We start from the raw sequence: 21,984 nt of genomic DNA, 5'->3' as shown, positions 1-21,984 counted from the left end.
GCCGCCGTCCGCCCGATTTGTGGAAGTGAAAACTCTCGGGTAAAGTAATTACTCGTGCTGAGGCGCCGGGAGCGAGGGTTTAGGCCCAAACATCCGGAGCGAAAGTGCCCTTGGGATATGGTGTAATTGGCAACACTACGGTTTCTGGTACCGTCATTCTAGGTTCGAGTCCTGGTATCCCAGCTCTGAAGTTCCGCGGGTTTCCGCTGAAATTCGGAAGTTTTGAATCGGCTGGCCCGATTTGAAACGGCGGCCAAATGTATGAAACAATCATTTGGCTTGAATGGCAGAAATGCTGTTCAGGAAGTACGCGGCCCCATCGTATAGCGGCCTAGTACGCTGCCCTCTCACGGCGGTAACGCGGGTTCGAATCCCGCTGGGGTCACAATGAAACGGTCCCGGGCATCAGCCCGGGGCCGTTTTTCGTTCCCGGGAACGGCTGGGCTTCCAGGCGGCCTCATCCGCCGGCGTAGTGCCGGGCGCGCCGACTCCCGCGATGCGTTGCACATGGCGCTTTGGTTCCGCGCAGGAGTGCCCCCGCAAGAACCACGTTCTGAACTGGCATGATGATGCAGTGAGCTCCCATGAAACCGGCCCCGGGGCCGCAACCGGCGTGGCCCTCCTGGAGGCAGTGCGGCAGGACCTCGGGGCCCTCCGGCTGCCGCTCGCCCTGCCCGGGACCGACCAAACGCGCCTGGACCTTCGAAGGGCCGTGGCTCAACTCGATGACTACGTCCTGCCCCGGTTCCGCAGCCTCGATGCGCCCCTGCTGGCCGTGGTGGGCGGTTCCACCGGGGCCGGAAAATCCACCCTGGTCAACGCGCTGGTGGGCCACCCCGTCACGCGGGCCGGTGCGATCCGCCCCACCACCCGCCAGCCCATCCTGCTGCACCATCCCGCCGACGCCGCCTGGTTTGAGGGGCAGCGGGTGCTGCCGGCCCTGGGCCGCATCCGGGGTGCCGTCGTGGATGGCCGGGCGCCGGCCCCGGCTGATGCGGCGTTGGATTCCGGCCCGGTGACCTCCCTGGTCCTGATCTCCGACTCCGCGGTCCCGCCCGGAATCGCCCTGCTCGACGCGCCCGACGTCGACTCCATTTCCGAGAACAACCGGCAGCTGGCCGGGCAATTGCTTGCCGCCGCAGACCTCTGGGTGTTTGTCACCACAGCCAACCGGTATGCCGACGCAGTGCCCTGGCGGCTGCTCCTGGATGCTGCCTCCCGCGACATCATGGTGGCAGTGGTCCTGGACCGGGTGCCGCCAGCGGCGGAATCGGAAGTTAGCGAGGACCTGCAGGCCATGCTCAGCCGGGAAGGGCTGGGGGCCGCCCAACTGTTCGTGGTGCCGGAGCTGCCGCTGGATGCCGCAGGGATGCTTCCGGCAGAGGCCGCCGGGCCGCTGCGCCTTTGGCTCGGAAAGCTGGCGGGGGACGCCGCAGGACGGGCCCGAATCGCCCGGCGCACCCTCAACGGCACCCTCCTCGCCCTCGCCCACCGCGTGGACGCGGCGGAGCAGGCGCTGTCCGAACAGCAGCACGCAGCCGAGGTTCTCGCAGCCGACGCCCGCAGCGCCTATGACGACGCCGTGGCCAGGATCCTTGAGGCCACCCGCGACGGCGCACTCCTCCGCGGCGAAGTGCTGGCGCGCTGGCAGGACTTCGTCGGGACCGGGGAGTTCTTCCGCGCCATGGAACAGAACATCGGACGCTTCCGTGACCGTGCGGGTGCTTTCTTCCGGGGCGAACCGGCGCCTGCGGTCAGGGTGGAAACCGCGATCGAAACGGGACTGCAGGCGGTCATTCTCGATCAAGCCGCCAAAGCCGCCGAGCAGACCGACCAGCGGTGGCGTTCAGACCCGGCCGGCCGGCAGGTGTTGGGCACCGACGATCTTTCCGGCGCCTCCGAGGGTTTCGCGGACGCTGTGGCGGCCGAAATCCGCGCTTGGCAGGGGAGCCTGATGGAACTCATCCGCACCGAAGGCCAGGGCAAGCGCACCCAGGCCCGCTGGTTGTCCTTCGGCATCAACGGCCTCGGCGCTGCCCTGATGATTGTGGTGTTCTCCATGACCGCGGGCCTGACCGGGCTTGAGATCGGAGTTGCCGGCGGCACCGCCGTCGTGGGTCAGCGCCTGCTGGAGGCAGTATTCGGGGAGGACGCCGTCCGCCGCCTCGCCCGGACCGCGCGCGAAGACCTGCACCTGCGGTGCCAGGGCCTGCTGGCGGCGGAGTGCCAGCGGTTCCTGACCCGGCTGGAGGTCGACGGCGGCGTGCCGCCCTCAGCCATTGCCGGCCATGCGGCGGCACTGCGCCGGCTGGCGGCCACGTCATGAGCCGTCATGCCGCCACCCGCGAGACGTCCCAGCTCGATCGCCGGCTGGAAGCGCTCAACAGCGCCACGGAGCTCGCAGCCGGAGTCCTCCCGGAGGAGACCCTGGCCAGTGTCCTGCAGGTGCTCGACCGTGCGAGTTCGCGGCGGTTGCTGTCCGGAGACCACACGGTGGTCGGGTTTTTTGGAGCCACGGGCAGCGGCAAGTCATCGCTCTTCAATGCCGTAAACGGCGAGGAGATCGCGACGGCGGCCGTGCGCCGGCCGACCACCACCGAGCCGCTGGCGGGCATTTGGGGCGTCCAAGGAAGCGATGCGCTGCTGGACTGGCTGGAGGTCCGAAAACGCCACGCTGCCGCGCCGATCAAAGGGTTCGCCGACGACGACACCGGGCTGATCCTTCTGGACCTGCCGGACTTCGACTCGACCAGGGCCGCCAACCGGGAGATTGTGCAGCGGATGGTGGGCCTGGTGGACGTCCTCGTCTGGGTCCTCGATCCGCAGAAATACGCCGACGCCGCCGTGCACAACGATTTCCTGGCCCCGCTGTCATCGCACGGGGCCGTCACGATCGTGGTGCTCAACCAGGTCGACAGGCTCCCGGAGCACGAGGTCCGGCCGGTCCTGGAATCCCTCACAGCTATCCTGGCGCGGGACGGGCTGGGAAAAGTTCAGGTCCTCGGGGCTTCCGCCGTGCTGGGGACGGGGGTGGACAAGGTGCGGGCCGCGATCCGGCAGGTGGCCATGCAGCGGAGGGCAATGTCACAGCGACTTGCCGCAGATGTCTCGCAGGCCGCTACCCGGCTGGCCGAGGCGTCCGGCCTGCCCTCGGGTGGCGCGGCCGCCGGTGGCGGGGCGGCCGAGGGTGCGACGGCCGCGGGTGGCGGGGCGGCCGCGGGTGCGACGGCCGCGGCCAAGGCCCGGCTGGCGGGGGAGTTGGCTGTGGCCGCCAACGTGCCGCTGGTGGTCGACGCCGTCGCCCGGTCCTACCGCCTGGAGGCAACCAGGCGCACGGGCTGGCCGGTGACCCGCTGGCTGGCCAGGTTCCGGCCGGATCCGCTGCGGCGTCTGAACTTGCGACGCGAGGGCGCCAAGCCTGCGCTGAACCGGACCTCGCTGCCTCCTGCGGGGGCGCCGGAACAGGCGCGGACCGATGCCGCCGTCCGGGAATTCGCCGATGCGGCGTCCGCCGGTGCCCCTGGCCCGTGGCGGGCGGCCATCCGCGGCGCCGCCCGGGAAGGAAGCGACCGGCTGCCGGATGCCCTGGACCAGGCAATTGCCTCCACAGAGTTGTCCGCTGGCAAGAAGTCCTGGTGGTGGGGCGGGTTCAATGTGGTTCAGTCGCTCGCCTTGGTGACGGCCCTGGCCGGGTTCGCGTGGCTGGGATTCCTGGCTGCGCTCGGCTACCTGCAACTTCCAGTTCCAGAGGTCCCGCGGGTCCAGGGCTGGCCGGTGCCTACGGTGATGATCGCCGGGGGAGTGCTGCTGGGCATCGTCCTGGCGATCGGGGCGCGGTTCATCTCCGGAGCCGCGGCAGCGTCACGCAGCGCCGTGGCCCGGAAGCGGCTGACAGCCGCCGTGGCGGCCGTCGCGGGGGAACTCGTCGTGGCGCCCGTGGAACGTGAGGTCGGCCGGCTGGCGAAGTTCACCGCCTCGCTGAAGGCCGCCGCGGGTCGGCAGTGAGCCGTCCGTGCGGGACCGCAGCCTTTTGGAAAGCTTGCGGCCTGCCTAAATCCCGGCCACGGCGTCGCGGACCTTGATCATGGTGCGGAGGTTGCGTGTGGTGGTGGCAGCCTTGTACTTCGCCTTCGAAGAGAGCTTGCTGAAAGGGCTGTCCAGCGTGCCACCGGCGGGGGCGAGCCAGGCCAGGGCTTCGGGGCCCAGCCGGGTAAGCTCGGCCCCGTCCAAGGCCCTGCCTGCCTCGAGCAGCTCCGAGAGCACCTCTTCATCAGAGGCGAGCGTCAGGTAGGTATGGGTGGACGCGTCGTCGGCCGGGTAGGGGCACGCGTCGACCAGCGCTGCCACACGGCCCGCGGTCAGCACCACCACCCAGGCATCGTAGCCGAAGGTTTCCCGCAGGCACGCCTCGAATTCCTTTTTGACGCCGGCCGGATCCAGCTCGCTGGCCAGCACGACGTTGCCGCTGGCCAACAGGGTCACGACACCCGAAAACGGCCGGGACTTCAGGGCGTTCTTGAGATCGGCCATCTTGATATTGATGCCGCCCACGTTGATGCCCCGCAGGAACACCGCATAGCTGTTCATGGGCACAGCATACTTAGTCGTTGGTCTTGCGCAGGGCTTCCGTCAGGACACGGCCGGCGTTGCAGACAACTTCGGCGTGCAGCCGCCCCGGCTGGCGGGTCAGGCGCTCGATCGGGCCGGAGATGGACACTGCGGCGATCACGCGGCCGGACGGCCCGCGGACGGGGGCCGAAACGGAGGCGACACCGGGCTCGCGTTCGCCGAGGCTCTGGCCCCAGCCCCGGCGTCGTACTCCCGCCAGGACGGTGGGGGTGAAGCGGGCGGACTGGAGGCCTTCCAGGAGGCGGTCGTGGTCCTCCCACGCCAGCAGCACCTGGGCGGCGGAACCGGCCTTCATGGACAGCTGGGTGCCGACGGGGATGGTATCGCGCAGCCCGATCGGGCGTTCGGCGGAGGCCACGCAGACGCGCCAGTCACCCTGGCGGCGGAAGATCTGGGCGCTTTCGCCGGTGGCGTCGCGCAGCTGCATGAGCACGGGGCCGGCGGAGGCAATGAGGCGGTCCTCGCCGGCGGCGGAGGCCAGTTCCACCAGACGGCTCCCGAGCACGAAGCGGCCCTGGATATCGCGGCTCACGAGCCTGTGGTGCACCAGCGCGAGAGCCAGCCGGTGCACGGTGGGCCGGGCCAGTCCCGTGGCCGCCACCAGCTGCGCCAGGGTGGTGGGGCCGGCCTCAAGTGCGTCAAGCACATGGGCCGCTTTATCGATGACACCGACTCCACTAGAATTGTCCATGTAATGATATTGACGTCTCATTATCTGAGATGCAAGTCAACGCGCTGGCGTATTACTTGGCTGTGCTGGTTCAGTGGAAGAGATAGTCCATCGGAACGCACAATACTTACCGCAGTGAAGGGAGCAGGCCGTGGCAAAGACACTGGCCGAGAAAGTCTGGGACGCGCACGTTGTGCGCAAGGGGGACGGCGAAGGAGCCAACGCCCAGCCGGATCTCCTCTTTATTGACCTCCACCTGGTGCACGAGGTGACGTCGCCGCAGGCCTTTGAAGGTCTGCGGCTCGCCGGCCGCAAGCTGCGCCGGCCGGACCTCACCATCGCCACCGAGGACCACAACACTCCCACGCTGGATATCGACAAGCCCATTGCCGATCTCACCAGCCGGACCCAGATCCAGACCCTGCGCAACAACTGCCAGGAGTTCGGCGTCCGCCTGCACTCCCTCGGCGACGCCGAGCAGGGAATCGTGCACGTGGTGGGCCCCCAGCTGGGCCTCACGCAGCCCGGCATGACAGTGGTCTGCGGCGACTCCCACACCTCAACCCACGGCGCCTTCGGAGCGCTCGCCATGGGCATCGGCACCTCCGAGGTGGAGCACGTCATGGCCACCCAGACGCTGTCCCTGAAGCCGTTCAAGACCATGGCGATCAACGTTGAGGGCACGCTGCGCCCCGGCGTGAGCGCCAAGGACATCATCCTGGCCGTCATCGCCAAGATCGGCACCGGCGGCGGGCAGGGCTACGTGCTGGAATACCGCGGCTCCGCCATCCGGGCGCTGTCCATGGAAGCCCGGATGACCATCTGCAACATGTCCATCGAGGCCGGCGCCCGTGCCGGGCTGGTGGCTCCTGACCAGACCACGTATGACTACATGAACGGCCGCCCGCATGCGCCCGAGGGCGCCGACTGGGATGCCGCCGTCGAGTACTGGAACACGCTGCACACCGACGACGACGCAGCGTTCGACGTCGAGGTGGACCTCGACGCCGACACCCTGGAACCGTTCGTGACGTGGGGAACCAACCCGGGCCAGGGCGTGTCGCTGTCCGCAAAGGTGCCCTCGCCCGAGGACTTCGGCGATGAGAACGCCAAGGCCGCCGCCGAACGCGCCCTGCAGTACATGGGGCTCCAGGCGGGCACCCCGATGAAGGACATCCGGGTGGACACGGTGTTCCTGGGCTCCTGCACGAACTCCCGGATGGAGGACCTCCGGGCCGCCGCCGACATCATCCGCGGCCGGACCAAGGACCCGGCCGTGCGCATGCTGGTGGTGCCCGGCTCCGCCCGCGTCCGGCTCGAGGCTGAAGCCGAGGGCCTGGACAAGGTCTTCAAGGATTTCGGCGCCGAGTGGCGCTTCGCCGGCTGCTCCATGTGCCTAGGCATGAACCCGGACCAGCTGGAGGTGGGGGAGCGCTGCGCCTCCACATCCAACCGCAACTTCGAGGGGCGCCAGGGCAAGGGCGGCCGCACCCACCTCGTCTCGCCCGTGGTCGCTGCGGCGACGGCGGTCCGAGGCACCCTGAGTTCGCCGTCGGATCTGGACCCTGCTCCGGAGTCCGCGGCGGTCCGAGTCGACGCCGCGTAGCCTCCGCCTTCCCGCCCAAATCCGAAGCCTCGCTCCACACCGCCTCGATCCATACAGTCCCGAAGGATCCGCCATGGAAAAGTTCACCACTCACACCGGAATCGGTGTCCCGCTGCGCCAGAGCAACGTCGACACGGACCAGATCATCCCCGCCGTGTACCTCAAGCGCATCACGCGCACCGGCTTTGAGGACGCGCTCTTCGCCGCGTGGCGCAAGGACCCGTCCTTCATCCTGAACCAGGCGCCGTTCAACGCAGGTTCCGTACTGGTGGCAGGCCCCGATTTCGGCACCGGCTCCTCCCGCGAGCACGCCGTCTGGGCGCTGAAGGACTTCGGCTTCAAGACGGTCCTGTCCTCCCGCTTTGCTGACATCTTCCGGGGCAACTCCGGCAAGCAGGGCCTGCTCGCCGCCGAGGTCGCCCAGGATGACATCGAGCTCATCTGGAAAGAACTCGAAAACGCCCCGGGCACCGAGGTGACGGTGGACCTCGTGTCCAAGACCGTGCAGTGCGGCAACATTGTGGCGCCGTTCGAGATTGACGACTACACGCGGTGGCGCCTCCTCGAGGGCCTGGACGACATCGGGCTGACGCTGAAGCACGAATCCGACATCACCGCGTATGAGGCCACCCGGCCTTCCTTCAAGCCCAAGACGCTGCCCGCCCGGTTGTCGTAAGGCTCCAGAGGCTCCCGGCCCGAGGGTCGGGGCCCGAGGGCCGCGGCTCTGTGATGCGTCCGGCAATGACGTGCCGCCGTCGAGTTTTCCGACTCGACGTCGGCACGCGTGTTTGTGCGTCACTCCTGTTTTGTATGGCAGCACTCATCGCGCTCAGGCCGCCGCGGCAGCGACGCGTTTGCGGTTCTCGAGGACCTTCGCCCGAACCCGGATCAGGTGAAGTTGGCGGGAGCCCGGCTGGGAGAGTGGCTGGTCTATAGCTGTTGGCCGAAGTTCTTCCAGCGGCCAGTCCTCCGCACCCGCGCCGTCCCGGTGGGCACCGTCGAATTCGGCGGACGCTTCCAGCCAGGAGGTGTGATAAATGACGTCCGGAGCGATAAGGCGAGGCATCACACGATCGTATTCGAAGGGTTCTCCATTTCTCGGGAGTCGGTCTGGTCCTCGGTGCACCGGGCAAACCCTCCTCGCCCACCCGACGCAACGTCCGCAGGCCCGAAAGCGCCGCCGCATCCGTGCCGAAAGGGCCAACACGAGGCCGCTGGAACCGCTCCGTATTTCAGATCGGTAACGGATGCTCCTATGCTTAGCTGGAGCCTTTGTAAGGATTTGGGGGCGAGTAGTCGTGAGGAAACCGGTATATGAGTAGTGTTCTGACAATCCGCGGAGGCGTCCCGCTAACTGGCCGCGTCACCGTTCGCGGGGCCAAGAATCTTGTCCCCAAGGCCATGGTTGCCGCCCTTTTGGGCAATGAGCCATCGGTGTTGCGCAACGTGCCTGAAATCAAGGACGTCGAGGTTGTCACGAGCCTGCTCCAGCTCCACGGCGTCAGGGTGGACAAGGATCCCGTGACCGGCGATCTGACGCTCGACCCGAAGGGCGCCAAGACGGCTTCCAGCACGGCCATCGACGCCCACGCCGGCGATTCGCGCATCCCGATCCTGCTGTGCGGGCCGCTGATCCACGCGATCGGCGAGGCCTTCATCCCGGACCTGGGTGGCTGCAAGATCGGCGACCGTCCGATCGACTACCACCTCAACGTCCTGCGCCAGTTCGGCGCCGTCGTGGAAAAGCGCCCCGGCGGCATCCACATCTCCGCACCCAACGGGCTCAAGGGCGCCAAGATTGCGCTGCCCTACCCGTCCGTGGGCGCCACCGAGCAGGTCCTGCTGAGCGCCACGCGCGCCGAGGGCATCACCGAACTCTCCGGGGCTGCCACCGAGCCCGAAATTGTGGACCTCATCGCGGTGCTGCAGAAGATGGGCGCCATCATCAGCGTCCAGACTGACCGCACCATCCGCATCGAAGGCGTCAGGGACCTCGGCGGCTACAACCACCGCGCCCTCTCGGACCGCAACGAGTCCGCCTCCTGGGCGTCCGCGGCCTTGGTCACCCGCGGTGACATCTTTGTCGAAGGCGCCACCCAGCGCGACATGATGACCTTCCTGAACACGTACCGCAAGGTCGGCGGCGGCATGGACATCGGCGACGACGGCATCCGCTTCTACCACCGCGGCGGCAAGCTCAACCCCCTGGTCCTCGAAACAGACGTGCACCCCGGATTCATGACGGACTGGCAGCAGCCGCTCATCGTCGCCCTGACCCAGGCCGAGGGCGTTTCGATTGTCCACGAGACCGTGTACGAGAACCGGTTCGGCTTTACCGATGCACTGATCCGCATGGGTGCCAACATCCAGGTCCACCGCGAGTGCCTCGGCAGCGTGCCGTGCCGCTTCGGCCAGCGCAACTTCCTGCACTCCGCCGTCATCTCCGGTCCGGCGCAGCTCAAGGGCACCGATATCGACGTCCCGGACCTGCGCGGCGGCTTCAGCCACCTCATTGCCGCCCTGGCCGCCACCGGCACTTCCCGCGTCACGGGAATCGACATCATCAACCGCGGCTACGAGCGCTTTACCGAGAAGCTCGCGGGCCTAGGCGCCGATTTCGACATCACCTCGGCCAAGTAGCGGGGGACCCGTGAAGGAATCGGCCAAGAGCCACGTCACGTTCGTGACAGTCGCCGGGATCATCCGGCCCGTGATGAACCTCCTCATGGGAAAGAAGTGGGAAGGCCTCGAAAAGCTCCCCGCCGGGGGCTTCATCGCCGCGCCCAACCACTGCACGGAGATCGACCCACTGGTGGTGGGACACATGCTCTACAACCAGAAACGGATGCCGCATTTCCTCGCCAAGGCCGGCCTCTTCAAGGTGCCGGTACTGGGCGCTGTCCTGCGGTCCACCAAGCAGATCCCGGTGGAGCGTTCGACGACGGGGGCGAACCGTTCGCTGCAACTCGCCAAAGAGATCGTGAGCGAGGGCGGGGCGATCATCATCTACCCGGAGGGGACCCTGACCCGGGACCCGGCACTCTGGCCGATGAAGGGGCACACCGGTGCCGCCCGGATGGCACTGGAGAGCGGCATTCCCGTGGTGCCCATCGCCCACTGGGGTGCCCAAGAGGTCTTCCCGCGGTACGCGAAACGTTTCTACATTTTCCCCCGCAAGACCTCCCGCCTGGTGGTCGGGGATCCCGTGGACCTGAGCGCCTTTGAGGGCCACGCATTGGACAAGGCGACGCTCGACGCAGCCACGAATGCCATCATGGACGCCATCACCGGCCTCCTGGCAGGACTGCGTGGAGAACAACCGCCCGCGCAACGATGGAACCCGGCGGCGCACAACCAGTCCACACAGGGCCGCTTCGTCGAGCGGGGCGGCGCCGAAGGTAAAGCCATCCAAGAGGGTGGCGCATCGAACGAGAACATTGGGGACAGCACCGGATGACGGTTAACTTTGAACGAGCAGCATCCGCCACCACCGTGGCCGTTCTGGGGGCAGGTTCCTGGGGTACAACCTTCGCCAAGGTTGTTGCCGACGCCGCCACGGCCTCCGGGGTCGAACGAAACATCCGCCTCTGGGGCCGGCGCCCCGAAATCGTGGACCAGATCAACACCCTGCACCGCAATGAGCAGTACCTGAACGGCATCACGCTGCCGTCCAGCATCACTGCATCGAAGGACGTTTCCGAGGTCCTCTCCGGCGCGGAGCTGGTCATCCTGGCCGTGCCGGCACAAACCCTGCGGCCGCAACTGCAGGCCTGGAAAGAACATCTGGCGCCCGGCGCCGTCGTGGTGTCCCTCATGAAGGGCCTCGAGCTCCACACCGATGCCCGCATGAGCGAGGTCATCAGTGAGGAGCTGGACCTGCCTGCCGACCGGGTCGCCGTGGTCTCCGGCCCCAACCTGGCCATGGAGATCGCACGGGAGGAGCCAACAGCATCGGTGGTGGCCTGCACGGACCCGATCACTGCAGGCTGGATCGCCCGCAGCTGCACCGCCCCCTATTTCCGCCCCTACACCACAAGCGACGTGATCGGCGTCGAAATCGGCGGCATCGTCAAGAACGTGATCGCCTTGGCCGTGGGAATCTGCGAAGGAAAGAAGATGGGGGACAACACCAAAGCTTCCGTCATCACGCGCGGCTTGGCCGAAACCTCACGGCTGACCCTCGCCCTGGGCGGCGAAGCCCGGACCATGGCGGGGCTCGCGGGCCTGGGCGATCTCGTCGCGACGTGCTCCTCCCCGCTGTCCCGAAACCACACGGCCGGCAGGCTGCTCGGCAAGGGGCTGACCCTCGAGCAGGTCACTGCCGAAATGAAGCAGACGGCTGAAGGCATTAAGTCCAGCCAGGCTGTCAACGAACTCGCCGGAAAGCTCGGCGTCGACATGCCGATCACGGCCGCCGTCGTCGCGGTCCTTGCCGGAAAACTGTCCGTCGATGAACTGGGTCCGCTGCTGCTGTCCCGGGACCTGAAAGCCGAAGGCGACCACTGAGAGTGTCAGGGAACATGACCACAAACGACCGTCCGGTCCAGTCCAAACCCCGCGTGGCGGTGCTGTTCGGCGGCCGCTCCAGCGAGCACGCCGTCAGCTGCGTGACAGCCGCCGGCGTCCTGGGAGCCATCGACAAGGACAAGTACGACGTCATCCCGATCGGGATCGCCAAGACCGGCCAGTGGGTTTTGGCGTCCGGCGGAACCGACGAGTGGTCGCTCTCCGCCTCGTCGCTGCCCGAGGTGGCCCCCTCGGCGCAGACCGTGACGCTGGCCGAGATCGGCGGCGAGCACCAGCTGATTGTCGCTGCCCCGAACACCGTCCCACAGGAGCTCGGCGCCGTCGACGTCGTCTTCCCGCTGCTGCACGGGCCCTTCGGCGAAGACGGCACCATCCAGGGCCTCCTGGAACTGTCCGACACCCGCTACGTGGGCGCGGGGGTGCTTGCGTCCGCCGTCGGCATGGACAAGCACTTCATGAAGGTGGTCTTTGAATCGGCCGGACTCCATGTGGGACCCTACATCGCCGTGACCGACCGGCAGTGGCGCACCGATCCCGAGACCGTCCGCAAGCGCGTGGACCAGCTCGGCTTCCCGGTCTTCGTCAAGCCGGCCCGGGCAGGGTCTTCCATGGGCATCTCCAAGGTGGACTCCCTCGAAGGCCTCGACGCCGCCATAGAGATCGCCCGCGAGCACGACCCCAAGCTGGTCATCGAGGCCGGCATCACGGGCCGCGAGATCGAATGTGCCGTGCTGGAGGGCCGGGGGACCGATGCTCCCCGGACGTCGATGCCGGGCGAGATCTCCGTTGCGGGCGGCGGCCATGAATTCTATGACTTCAATGCCAAATATGTGGACGACGCCGCTGCCCTCAGCTGCCCGGCAGACCTCCCCGAAGAAGCGATCACCCGTGTCCGGGAACTGGCCGCGGTCGCCTTTGACGCCGTCGGCGGCGAGGGACTGAGCCGGGTTGACTTCTTCTACACTGCTGACGGCGAACTGATCATCAACGAGATCAATACCATGCCCGGGTTTACGCCCAAGAGCATGTACCCGCAGATGTGGAAGGCCTCAGGACTGGGCTATGCCGACCTGATTGACGAGCTGATCCACCTGGCCCTGCACCGCAAGACCGGCCTGCGCTAGAAACGGGCGGGCGCGGACGCGCCTGCCCGTTTCTGGCCTGCCCGGGCCTACTTGCTGGTGGGGAGGTTCTGCAGGTCCTCTTGGCCCACGCATTTCCGGGTTGCCGGGATCTTCAGCGCGGCGGCCGAGAGGTCCGCCAGCACGGTGGCCGAACTGATCTTGTCCGGATCCATCAGGATCTCCGTGGCCGGTTCGCGGCCGAACGTGGTCAGCGTCCACACGGGATCGCCTTCCTTGATGACCCAGTCGACGTCGTTGACGCTGACGCAGCGGTCCGTCGTGGGGCCGGGAACGTTGACGCCGCAGCGCAGAATCACTTGGGACGGATCGCCCCAGGCCGCAGTGGCCTGGGCATTGGTCTTCCGCAGCTTGGCATCGCCGATCGCGTCCGGCAGGGCCAGCATCATCGGCGCGCACGCCGCGTTCGCGGCATCCTTGGCCGGCGTGACGTCGACAACCGGGGAACACGAGGTCAAGGCCAGGCCGGCTGCGGCGGCCGCCACAGTAAAAGCCAGGCGCGCGGAAACCAGACGGCTGAAAGGGAGCATTAATCCAGCTTATCCCGGTCCGCGCGGCGCTATGGTCACGGCCCGGACTGCCCTATATCATGGCCCGGTGGCACTGAGGTGAACAGCTTGTCTTGCCGTCAAGTAGACTGGGGGGACCGTGCACCGCTGGGGTTTTGCCGACAACGACGTTAGTGATGGCCACGACCGCACAAACTTGATTCAATCTCGCACCTGGGGGAGGGCCTGTCGATGACGTCGCGCAGCCAAAAACTGAAGTCAGCACGCGTCGGGCTGGGAGCACTGCTCCTGGCCCTCTCCATCGCGGGAACGGCCGTTGCGGCCCACGCTGATGATCTTGGTCTTCCTGTCCCGCCAGTAGTATCGCCGGCCGAGCCGCCTCCTGCTCCGGCTCCCGATCCTGTTCCTGAACCCGTTCCCGCGCCGGAGCAGCCTGCGGACCCCGCTCCCGAGCCGGCGTCGCCCGCCCCTGAGGTTCCCGCGGCACCCGCACCGGCGCCCGCACCTCCGTTTCCCGCTGCACCCGCACCGGCCCCCGCGCCCGCTCCTGCCCCCGTAACCGTGCCCACCCCGGCAAATCAGGCTCCCGTGCCCACCGTGACGGTCCCCCCGGCACTGGCACCGGCCCTCGCGCCGCCCGCTGCCGAGCCCGCGCCGGTGGAAGAGGCCACCGCCGAAGCGTCGGCAACACCGACGCCCACACCTTCGCCTACATCAGCGCCGTCGACGGCCCCTGCGGTGATCGCCACCCCCAGCGAGCCCCCCGTCATGGTGAAGTCTGAAGTCAAGGCCGCCGTTGCGGTAGCTACCGGCAGCCCACTGGGGATCCAGCTGATCACAGTCCTGATCCTGCTCGGCGCGGGTTTGGCCTACTTCCGTTTCCTCGGCGGGAAGACCATGGTCCGTCCCCGCCAGGGCGGGAAAGTAACACCCTAGACATGCGCCACGACTTCGTTGACCGCACACCACCAGGGACGCAGGCCGAGAGCCTTCGGATAACCCTGCTGACCCACTCCTACTGGCCGGAACAGAGCCCTCCCCAGCGCCGCTGGACCGCCATGATCAAAGAGTTTTCGGCATCCGGGTGGGACGTCGACGTCGTGACACCCGTGGCGCACTATCCTTTCGGTCGGCGGGCGCTGCCCCGCAAGATGGCCGGGAGGCCTTTCCAGCCGCAAAAAGGGCAGTTTACCGAGAAGATACTCCGCGTCCCCTATCTCCGCCACGGCAACTCCCGGGCGGCCCGTTTGCTGGACCAGTGCTTTTCCGCGGCACTGTCGATTCCGGCCGGTTTCATGGTCCGCAAGCCCGACGTCGTCATTGTCACGGCGCCTGGGCTGCCCTCCCTGGCGGCCGGCTACATTCTGGCCAAGGCCCGCGGCGTGCCCCTGATCGTGGAAATGCGGGATGCGTGGCCGGACCTGGCCCGCGACGCCCGGCTGGTCCAGGGCAGCGTGAAAGGCGTCGTTGAGCGCGTCGTGGATTTCGTCCAGCACCGCGCCGACCTCGTGGTCACCGTCACCGAGGGATTCGCCGCGACGCTTCGGGCGCGCGGCATCCGCAACGTAGCAACCGTCAGCAACGGCGTACACCTGGACTCCATCCCCGTCATGGGACCGCCGGAACTCGACCGCGACGTTTTCGAAGCTTTGTACCTGGGGAACCACGGCGAAAGCCAGCGGCTGGACGTGGCCATCAGGGCAAGCGCCCTCGTCGGCGACTCCATGCACCTGCACCTGGTCGGCCACGGGACGCAGCGGCCGGCGCTGGAGAAGCTGGCGCGGGAGCTGAAGGCCCCGGTCACGTTTCACGCACCCCTGACCGGCGACGCCATGCTGGAGCGCTACGCGTCGGCCGACACCTGCCTGGTGTCCCTTCGGGACGACTGGAAGTCCTTCGACACCACCGTTCCATCCAAGACCTACGAAGTACTGGCCATCGGCCGCCACATCACCGCTGTGGTGCGCGGCGAAGCGGCCCGCATTGTCATGGACGCGGAAGCCGGTGACATTGTTGCCAGCTCTCCGGAAGCTGTGGCGGATCTGTGGCGCGAGCTCGCTGCCGACCGAAGCAGACTGGTCCGCAACGGCGACAGCCGTCAATGGGTTAAATCCAACGCAGAATATGGACACCTCGCCAGCCGCTACATGCACCTCATCTCCGAGCTTCTGGCGGACGTTCCCAGCAAATGATCCAGCTCCTCAAGAATGCGCGGCTCGCCGCGAGCGTCATCGGCCAACACCTGGTTGATGACCCGGTTCTCCTGTACCTGCAAGCGGCCCGCCGTCTGCCCGCCGTCGTGCGCCCTTTCGGCCGGGTTGTGACCGCCGTCTTTCCGAGGAACTCGGTGGCGGTTCCCGTCATCCTCGCCGCGCTCAGCAACGGAAGCGAAGCCGATGCCAAGCGCCGCCTCGAACTGGCCGCCGATGGCCCCACTCAGGGGGAACCAGCCCGGCGCCTTGCGGACATTGCCCTGTCCGCCGGCCTGCTGGAGATATCGGACGACTTACTGGCCAAGGCTGGAAATGCTCGCGGCCTGAAGTCTGCGCGGGCCCGCCGATTGTGGCATGACGGGGACCTCAGCGGAGCCGTCAAGGCCCTCGACGGCTCCGGCGCTGCAGGACGGCGGCAGCAGGCACGCCTCGCCGGTGAGGCGGCGGTCTACGCCGGCGCGGCCCCGGCGCTCCGTCGGCAGGATTTCGAACCGGTTCCCGGCCGGGTCCTGCATTTGCTCACCAATTCACTGCCCCACACCGCCAGCGGCTATGCCCAGAGATCCCACTCCATCATGGTGGCCCAGCGGGAAGCGGGTTGGGGCGTCCTGGCGGTCACGCGGCTCGGGTACCCCGTGCAGGTCGGCAAATTCCTGGCGCGGGCCACCGACGTGGTGGATGGGGTCCGTTACCGGCGCCTCCTTCCGTCGCGGCTGGCCCCCACTATGGACGCGCGTCTGCAGCAACAGGCCGAGGAACTGCTGCGGGTGGCCCTGCAATTCCGGCCCAGTGTCCTGCACACCACCACACACTTCGTCAATGGGATGGTGGTCCGGGCTGTGGCCGAGGCCCTGGGCATCCCGTGGGTGTACGAGGTCCGCGGCCAGCTGGCAGACACATGGGCCGCCACGCGGGGACCTGCGGCACGGAACAGCGAAAAGTACACGCAATTCCAGGCCCGGGAAACCGAAGTCATGCGCGACGCCGATTTAGTGGTGACGCTGGGCCAAGCCATGAAAGCAAATATTGTGGCCGCGGGCATTCCGGGCGAGAAGATCGTCATCGCTCCCAACGCCGTGGGCGGGGCATTCCTCGACCAGCCCGGGGGTGCCGCCGATGCGCGCCGCGAACTCGGCCTGCCTGAAGACGGACTCTACATCGGCACGGTCAGCAGCCTGGTTGCGTATGAAGGCCTGGATGACCTGATCCGCGCGTTCGCGCTCCTGGCGCCGGAATTTCCGCAGCTGCGCCTGCTGATTGTTGGAGACGGCGTGGCCGGTCCCGCCCTGCGGGAGCAGGTCCGGGGCCTCGGCCTGGCCGAGCGGGCGATCTTCACGGGCAGGGTGCCCCGGGATCAGACCCCGCTCTATCATCAGGCCCTGGACCTGTTCGTGGTGCCGCGCAAGGACCTTGACGTGACCCGTGCCGTGACCCCGCTCAAGCCGGTCGAGGCGCTGGCGAGTGCACGGCCGGTTGTTGGAAGCGACCTGCCCGCACTTCGGGAGATAATAGACGACGGCGGCAACGGGCTTCTGGTCCCTGCCGCGTCACCGGTCGAGCTTGCGCGCACGATCTCGGCGCTGTTGCTCGACGCGAGCCGACGGGCGTCGATGGGGCGCGCGGGCCGGGCCGCAGTTCTGGCCGAGAGGACCTGGGCGGCCAACGCCGAGGCGCTGGCCGCGCGTTACGCTGGGCTGCACCATGAACATGAGGAGATCGAGTAGTGTCCGCAGATAGTGCAATAGACCCGGAGCCGATGGCTGTACAGCCCCTCTCCGTGGACATGCGGCGGCTGACCCGTGTCGGTTCGCGGCCCAACTTCCTGGACTATCTTGTTCAGCTCTGGGACTTCCGGCAGTTCATTTTTTACGATGCCCGCGCCCGGGTGCAAAGCGGAACGCGCCGAGATCGACTGGGCAGCGCATGGCTGCTCCTGAACCCCATCTTCAACGGCCTGACCTACTTTCTGATTTTCGGGTTGTTGCTGAAGACCAGCCGCGGTGTTGAGAACTACGTGGGCTACCTGGTGGTGGGAATCTTCGTGTTCCAGTTCAGTGCCGGTGCCATAACCTCCGGCGCACGCTCGATCCGGAGCAACAAGTCGATTGTTCAGGCATTTAACTTCCCGCGCGCCGCGCTCCCCATCGGCGCCAACGTGCGCGAACTGCTCTCGGCTGTGCCCCTCATGCTCGCCATGCTCCTGATCGTGGTGGTGCTGCCTCCAGCCGAGAACATCACCTGGCTGTGGGTACTGGTGGTACCGGCCATACTCCTGCAGTCGCTGTTCAACCTCGGAGTGGGGCTCATCCTTGCCCGGGTTATCTCCCGCGTTCACGACGTCACGCACCTGCTGCCCTTTGCGCTGCGGGCGTGGATGTACGGATCCGCGATCTTCTACACCTATGAGCGTTTTATCACGCATCCCGAAATGCTTGCCGCCATCAAGCTCAATCCCTTGTTCAACGTCATTGACATAATCCGGGATTGCGTCCTCTATGCCCGGGTTCCCCAGTGGCAGTCGTGGGCAATCCTTGCGGCCTGGGCCCTGGGAGCGCTGGCTGTCGGGCTTGTCTACTTCTGGAAGGGGGAGGAATCCTATGGACGCGGGTGAGAAGGAAATCTTCATCGAGGGACATCCATGCGTGGTCGTGGACAGCGTGCGGATGCGCTACCGCGTCGCCTCAAGCGCTGCTTCGGTCACTGACGCCGACACCGCCAAGCCCCGGTTCCTGCGCCGCGCCGTCAACAAGCCGCACATGGTGACCGTACAAGCCCTGAACGAGCTCTCCCTGGTGGTGGAGCGCGGCGAATCCGTCGGCATCATTGGCCGCAACGGGTCCGGAAAAAGCACCCTGATGAAGATCATCAGCGGCCAGTCCAAGCCGACGTCCGGGGCCGTGTATGCCTCCAGCACGCCGATCATGCTCGGCGTCAACGCAGCCTTGGTCCAAGACCTGTCCGGGGACCAGAATGTCATCCTGGGGTGCCTTGCCATGGGCATGAGCCGGGCCGAAGTGGACGAAAAGTTCAACAGTATTGTCGAACTGTCCGGACTCGAGAAGTCCATTCACTTGCCCATGAAGTCTTATTCCTCGGGCATGGCGTCTCGCCTCCGGTTTGCCATCGCCGCCAGCGTCGACCCCGAGATTCTCCTGGTGGACGAGGCGCTCAACACCGGTGATGCCCAGTTTGGTGACCGCAGCAAGTTGCGGATGGACGAACTCCGCGAGCAGGCAGGCTGCGTCTTCCTGGTCAGCCACAGCCTGGACACGATCAAGGCAATGTGCACACGGGTGATCTGGCTCGACAAGGGCGATCTGATCATGGACGATGAGCCGGAAATCGCCATCAAGGCCTATCAGGACTTCACCCGGCACCTGTCCAAAGGCAACAACATCTCAGCCGCCAAGATCCTCGACGACGCCAAGGCGAATCTTGTGGCAACCGAGGTCCGTGGGCGGTCCTCACGCCGGAGCCGAGGCTGATGCCGGGTCTCCGGGAAGTCCGGAAAGGCCTGTGGCATCTGCGCAGGGGCGGTTTGGCGCAGTACAAGACCTGGCGGTCCCGCGAGCGGACCGAACAGGGCTTCGCCGCGCCCCGCAACGTGCAGGGCGTGGAAGCGGCCTGGACGGGGCGGGGGCGCAGACGCCGGCTCTCGCTGATTCCGGCCGCCCTTCCACAGCACCAACCGTCCCGGCCGGACGTCCGGGCCGCGGTGATCCTGGACGACTTTTCCGCCCTGGCCTTCGGCTATGAGTGGACCACCAGCGCCGTGCACCCCCACACCTGGCGCAGCGACCTCGCAGCCGACGCCGTCGACCTCCTCTTCGTCGAGTCGGCCTGGGCGGGAAACGGCGGCCTGTGGCGTGGAAAGCTGACCGGTCCCAACGGGCCCAGCAGCGAATTCCGCGAGCTCGTCCAGTGGTGCCGGGACCAGGGGATTCCCACCGTTTTCTGGAACAAGGAGGACCCGCCGCACTATGACGACTTCCTGCCCGCTGCCCGGCTGTTTGACCACGTCTTCACCTCCGACTCCGGCCGCATAGCCCAATACGCCGAGGATCTCGGGCATGACCGCGTTGCCGTGCTCCCGTTCGCCGCCCAGCCGGCCATCCACAACCCCGTGCGGCCCGGACACGGCCGGCACCAGCGGGACGTTGCCTTTGCCGGGATGTACTTTGCCCACAAATATCCCGAACGCCGTGCCCAGATGGACCTCCTGCTCGGCGGGGCGCTGGACGCGTCCACCCGGATGAAGACCGGGCTGGAAATCTTCTCCCGCCAGCTCGGCGGCAACGCCGAATACCAGTTCCCTGCGCCCCTGGACTCGCGCGTGGTCGGTTCGCTGACGTACCCGCAGACGCTATCCGCCTACAAGGCCTACAAGGTCTTCCTCAACGTCAATTCGGTTGTGGACTCGCCCAGCATGTGCGCCCGGCGCATCTTTGAAATCTCGGCTTCCGGGACACCGGTGATCACCGCGCCCAGTCAGGCCATGGGGCAGTTTTTCACCCCCGCGGCCGTGCCCGTGGCCGCCACCCGCAAGGAAGCGGAGCACCTCACCCGGGCGCTGGTTTCCAACCCGGAGCTGAACGACCGCACGGCCCACCTGGCCCAACGCACCATCTGGGCGCACCACACCTACGCCCATCGGGCTGCCACTGTCCTGCACCATGCCGTGCCAGGAATCGCCGCTGGCGCGCCGCGGCCGTCCCTGTCCGTTCTGTTGCCGACCATCCGGCCCCAGAACCTGGAAAACGTCTTCCGGACCCTGGCCGGCCAGCGCGGCGTGGAGCCGGAGCTGGTGCTGCTCACCCACGGCTTCCAGCTCTCCGCCGAACGCCTGGCGGAGCTGTCGGAAAAGTCCGGGCTCTGCAACGTCGTGCTTCTCGAGGCACCGCGGGACGTGTCACTGGGGGAGTGCCTGAACATGTGCGTCGCCGCGGCCAGCGGGCAGGTCCTCACCAAGATGGACGACGACGACCACTACGGCCCGCACTATCTGAGTGACCAGCTGCATGCCCTGTCCTACTCCGGCGCCGACGTTGTGGGGAAACAGGCCCACTACATGCATCTTGAGACGACGAACGCCGCGATCCTGCGGTTCGCGGCCCGGGAACACCGGTTCACCGACTTCGTGATGGGGCCGACCATCATGGCCCACAAGGAAGTTTTCACGGACCACCCCTTCCTTCATGTCAGCATCGGCGAGGACACAGGATTTCTCCGTGCCGCCCATGCCGCCGGTAGGATCATTTACTCGGCGGACCGCTTCAACTACTTCCAGGTCCGCACCGGTGACGGACACACCTGGCAGGTGGAGGACGCAGAGCTGCTCGCGTCCGGAGACTTGAAATTCTATGGAAAGTTAAATGAACATGTTGACATCTAAGGCTGCCGAGACCGAGGCACCCATCAGGACAGTCGCCGTCGTCGGACTTGGTTACATCGGGCTGCCGACGGCGGCCATCCTCGCCACCAACGGTCTCGAGGTGATCGGCGTCGACGTCAATTCCAGCACCGTGACCGCCATCAACAACGGCGACGTGCCCTTCGTGGAACCTGACCTGGGCGTCCACGTCGCGGGCGCGGTGAGCCAGGGGAGGCTCCGGGCCCAGCTCGAAACGCCCGCCGCGGATGCCTACATCGTGGCCGTGCCGACCCCGTTCAAGGCGGACAAGTCGGCCGACATGTCCTACATTGCTGCCGCTGCCCGCGCCATCGCCCCGCAGCTGAGCGGCGGGGAACTGGTGATCCTCGAGTCGACGTCACCTCCCGGCAGCACGCGCCGGCTCGCCGAGCTGATCCTGGGGCTCCGCCCGGACCTCAGCCTGGACGGCCACGACGGGAAGCCGAAGCTTTTGGTGGCGCACTGCCCTGAAAGGGTGCTGCCGGGCCGGATCATGATCGAGCTGGTGACCAACGACCGGGTGGTCGGCGGTCTTACATCTGAGGCTGCGGAAGCCGCCGCCGCCCTGTACGCAGTGTTCTGCCAGGGCGAAATCCATCTCACGGACGCCGCAACGGCGGAGATGTCCAAGCTCGTCGAGAACGCCTACCGCGACGTCAACATTGCCTTCGCGAACGAGTTGTCCGTCATCAGCGACAACCTGGACATCGATGTGTGGGAACTCATCCGCTTGGCCAATCACCATCCCCGGGTCAACATCCTCCAGCCCGGCCCCGGCGTCGGCGGCCATTGCATCGCCGTGGACCCCTGGTTCATCGTGGCGGCCGACCCCGATAATTCGACGCTTATCCGGACCGCCCGCGAGGTCAACGACGGCAAGCCCGGCTACGTTGTGGAACAGGTCCGGAAGGCGGTCGGCGACGATAGCCGTCCGACCATTGCCTGCCTGGGCCTGGCCTTCAAAGCGAATATCGACGACGTCCGGGAATCTCCGGCCGTGGAGATCGTCCGGCGTGTGGCTGTGCAGCATCCGGATGCCGAGATTCTGGTGGCTGCACCGCACAAGGATCACCTGCCGCAGGAACTCGCCGTGATTGAGAACATCCGGCTGGTGGAAACGGACAAAGCCATTGAGGCTGCCCAGGTAGTGGTGCTGCTGGTGGACCACGACAAATTCCGCGACATCGAGCCCAGCAGCCTCGAGGGCAAGCGGCTCATCGATACCCGCGGTTTCTGGCGCTGACGGAACAGGCGAAACTGACACTCGATGTTTAGGTA

General features: G+C 66.8%; 19 protein-coding genes and 2 tRNA genes. 17 read left to right on the top strand and 4 right to left on the bottom strand.

Features of this window, described 5'->3' with window-relative positions; translation table 11 throughout:
* The first annotated feature begins 111 nt into the window (after positions 1 to 111).
* The 4 genes from B5X90_RS12560 (at position 112) to B5X90_RS12545 (ending at position 4,005) form a co-directional block, all read left to right on the top strand.
* A tRNA-Gln gene (locus tag B5X90_RS12560) sits at positions 112 to 183 on the top strand.
* A gap of 129 nt (positions 184 to 312) precedes the next feature.
* A tRNA-Glu gene (locus B5X90_RS12555) sits at positions 313 to 385 on the top strand.
* A 168-nt stretch (positions 386 to 553) separates the two neighbouring features.
* Entirely contained in the window at positions 554 to 2,326 is a 1,773-nt protein-coding gene (locus B5X90_RS12550) for a dynamin family protein (RefSeq protein WP_079553573.1), read from the top strand.
* Positions 2,323 to 4,005 (top strand): GTPase, encoded by a 1,683-nt coding sequence (locus B5X90_RS12545; protein WP_079553500.1) that lies wholly within the window; start codon positions 2,323 to 2,325, stop codon positions 4,003 to 4,005. The genes B5X90_RS12550 and B5X90_RS12545 overlap by 4 nt, the downstream gene beginning before the upstream one ends.
* Before the next feature lie 45 nt (positions 4,006 to 4,050).
* Here the strand turns inward: B5X90_RS12545 and B5X90_RS12540 are convergent, their stop codons facing one another.
* Complete coding sequence (locus B5X90_RS12540; RefSeq protein WP_079553571.1) at positions 4,051 to 4,587, bottom strand: DUF1697 domain-containing protein; 537 nt, start codon at positions 4,585 to 4,587, stop codon at positions 4,051 to 4,053.
* 13 nt (positions 4,588 to 4,600) lie between these two features.
* Entirely contained in the window at positions 4,601 to 5,320 is a 720-nt protein-coding gene (locus B5X90_RS12535; RefSeq protein ID WP_026266447.1) for an IclR family transcriptional regulator, read from the bottom strand.
* A gap of 130 nt (positions 5,321 to 5,450) precedes the next feature.
* Here B5X90_RS12535 and leuC point away from each other — a divergent pair, with 130 nt between their 5' ends.
* Positions 5,451 to 6,905 carry a 3-isopropylmalate dehydratase large subunit gene (gene leuC / locus B5X90_RS12530; protein WP_079553498.1) on the top strand — a complete coding sequence of 485 codons (1,455 nt, stop codon included), beginning with the start codon at positions 5,451 to 5,453 and terminating at the stop codon, positions 6,903 to 6,905.
* A gap of 73 nt (positions 6,906 to 6,978) precedes the next feature.
* On the top strand, positions 6,979 to 7,581 hold the full coding sequence (gene leuD, locus B5X90_RS12525; RefSeq protein ID WP_026538920.1) for a 3-isopropylmalate dehydratase small subunit: 603 nt from the start codon (positions 6,979 to 6,981) through the stop codon (positions 7,579 to 7,581).
* Positions 7,582 to 7,734: 153 nt separating this feature from the next.
* Here leuD and B5X90_RS21265 read toward each other — a convergent pair whose 3' ends face one another.
* On the bottom strand, positions 7,735 to 7,971 hold the full coding sequence (locus B5X90_RS21265; RefSeq protein WP_179129134.1) for a hypothetical protein: 237 nt from the start codon (positions 7,969 to 7,971) through the stop codon (positions 7,735 to 7,737).
* 248 nt (positions 7,972 to 8,219) lie between these two features.
* Between B5X90_RS21265 and murA the strand changes: the two genes are divergently transcribed.
* From murA to B5X90_RS12500, 4 genes are read left to right on the top strand one after another with little or no spacing between them, the layout of a single operon-like run.
* Positions 8,220 to 9,545, top strand: coding sequence for a UDP-N-acetylglucosamine 1-carboxyvinyltransferase (gene murA / locus B5X90_RS12515; protein WP_028278332.1), 1,326 nt, complete (start codon positions 8,220 to 8,222; stop codon positions 9,543 to 9,545).
* 10 nt (positions 9,546 to 9,555) lie between these two features.
* Complete coding sequence (locus B5X90_RS12510) at positions 9,556 to 10,362, top strand: lysophospholipid acyltransferase family protein (RefSeq protein WP_079553496.1); 807 nt, start codon at positions 9,556 to 9,558, stop codon at positions 10,360 to 10,362.
* Entirely contained in the window at positions 10,359 to 11,411 is a 1,053-nt protein-coding gene (locus tag B5X90_RS12505) for an NAD(P)H-dependent glycerol-3-phosphate dehydrogenase (protein ID WP_079553494.1), read from the top strand. Before B5X90_RS12510 ends, B5X90_RS12505 begins: the two co-directional genes overlap by 4 nt.
* Before the next feature lie 14 nt (positions 11,412 to 11,425).
* Positions 11,426 to 12,556, top strand: coding sequence for a D-alanine--D-alanine ligase family protein (locus tag B5X90_RS12500; protein WP_079553492.1), 1,131 nt, complete (start codon positions 11,426 to 11,428; stop codon positions 12,554 to 12,556).
* Between the two features lie 47 nt (positions 12,557 to 12,603).
* Here the strand turns inward: B5X90_RS12500 and B5X90_RS12495 are convergent, their stop codons facing one another.
* Positions 12,604 to 13,104, bottom strand: a complete 501-nt coding sequence (locus B5X90_RS12495; protein ID WP_079553489.1) for a DUF3515 family protein — start codon at positions 13,102 to 13,104, stop codon at positions 12,604 to 12,606.
* A 576-nt stretch (positions 13,105 to 13,680) separates the two neighbouring features.
* Between B5X90_RS12495 and B5X90_RS21010 the strand changes: the two genes are divergently transcribed.
* The 7 genes from B5X90_RS21010 to wecC are packed head-to-tail and all read left to right on the top strand — an operon-like array spanning position 13,681 to position 21,949.
* Complete coding sequence (locus tag B5X90_RS21010) at positions 13,681 to 14,019, top strand: hypothetical protein (RefSeq protein ID WP_143264739.1); 339 nt, start codon at positions 13,681 to 13,683, stop codon at positions 14,017 to 14,019.
* A 2-nt stretch (positions 14,020 to 14,021) separates the two neighbouring features.
* Complete coding sequence (locus B5X90_RS12485) at positions 14,022 to 15,275, top strand: glycosyltransferase family 4 protein (RefSeq protein WP_079553484.1); 1,254 nt, start codon at positions 14,022 to 14,024, stop codon at positions 15,273 to 15,275.
* Complete coding sequence (locus B5X90_RS12480; RefSeq protein WP_079553481.1) at positions 15,272 to 17,020, top strand: glycosyltransferase family 4 protein; 1,749 nt, start codon at positions 15,272 to 15,274, stop codon at positions 17,018 to 17,020. The genes B5X90_RS12485 and B5X90_RS12480 overlap by 4 nt, the downstream gene beginning before the upstream one ends.
* Positions 17,021 to 17,052: 32 nt before the next feature.
* Positions 17,053 to 17,907, top strand: coding sequence for an ABC transporter permease (locus B5X90_RS12475; protein WP_079553479.1), 855 nt, complete (start codon positions 17,053 to 17,055; stop codon positions 17,905 to 17,907).
* Positions 17,894 to 18,781 carry an ABC transporter ATP-binding protein gene (locus B5X90_RS12470; RefSeq protein WP_079553477.1) on the top strand — a complete coding sequence of 296 codons (888 nt, stop codon included), beginning with the start codon at positions 17,894 to 17,896 and terminating at the stop codon, positions 18,779 to 18,781. The genes B5X90_RS12475 and B5X90_RS12470 overlap by 14 nt, the downstream gene beginning before the upstream one ends.
* On the top strand, positions 18,781 to 20,688 hold the full coding sequence (locus B5X90_RS12465; protein ID WP_079553474.1) for a glycosyltransferase family protein: 1,908 nt from the start codon (positions 18,781 to 18,783) through the stop codon (positions 20,686 to 20,688). The genes B5X90_RS12470 and B5X90_RS12465 overlap by 1 nt, the downstream gene beginning before the upstream one ends.
* Positions 20,669 to 21,949: a UDP-N-acetyl-D-mannosamine dehydrogenase gene (gene wecC / locus B5X90_RS12460; protein WP_306292830.1), complete on the top strand. Its 1,281-nt coding sequence runs from the start codon at positions 20,669 to 20,671 to the stop codon at positions 21,947 to 21,949. The genes B5X90_RS12465 and wecC overlap by 20 nt, the downstream gene beginning before the upstream one ends.
* Positions 21,950 to 21,984 lie beyond the last annotated feature (35 nt).

This window comes from Arthrobacter sp. 49Tsu3.1M3, assembly GCF_900168135.1.
Taxonomy (GTDB): Bacteria; Actinomycetota; Actinomycetes; order Actinomycetales; family Micrococcaceae; genus Arthrobacter.
This window is presented reverse-complemented; position numbering and strand designations above follow the sequence as displayed.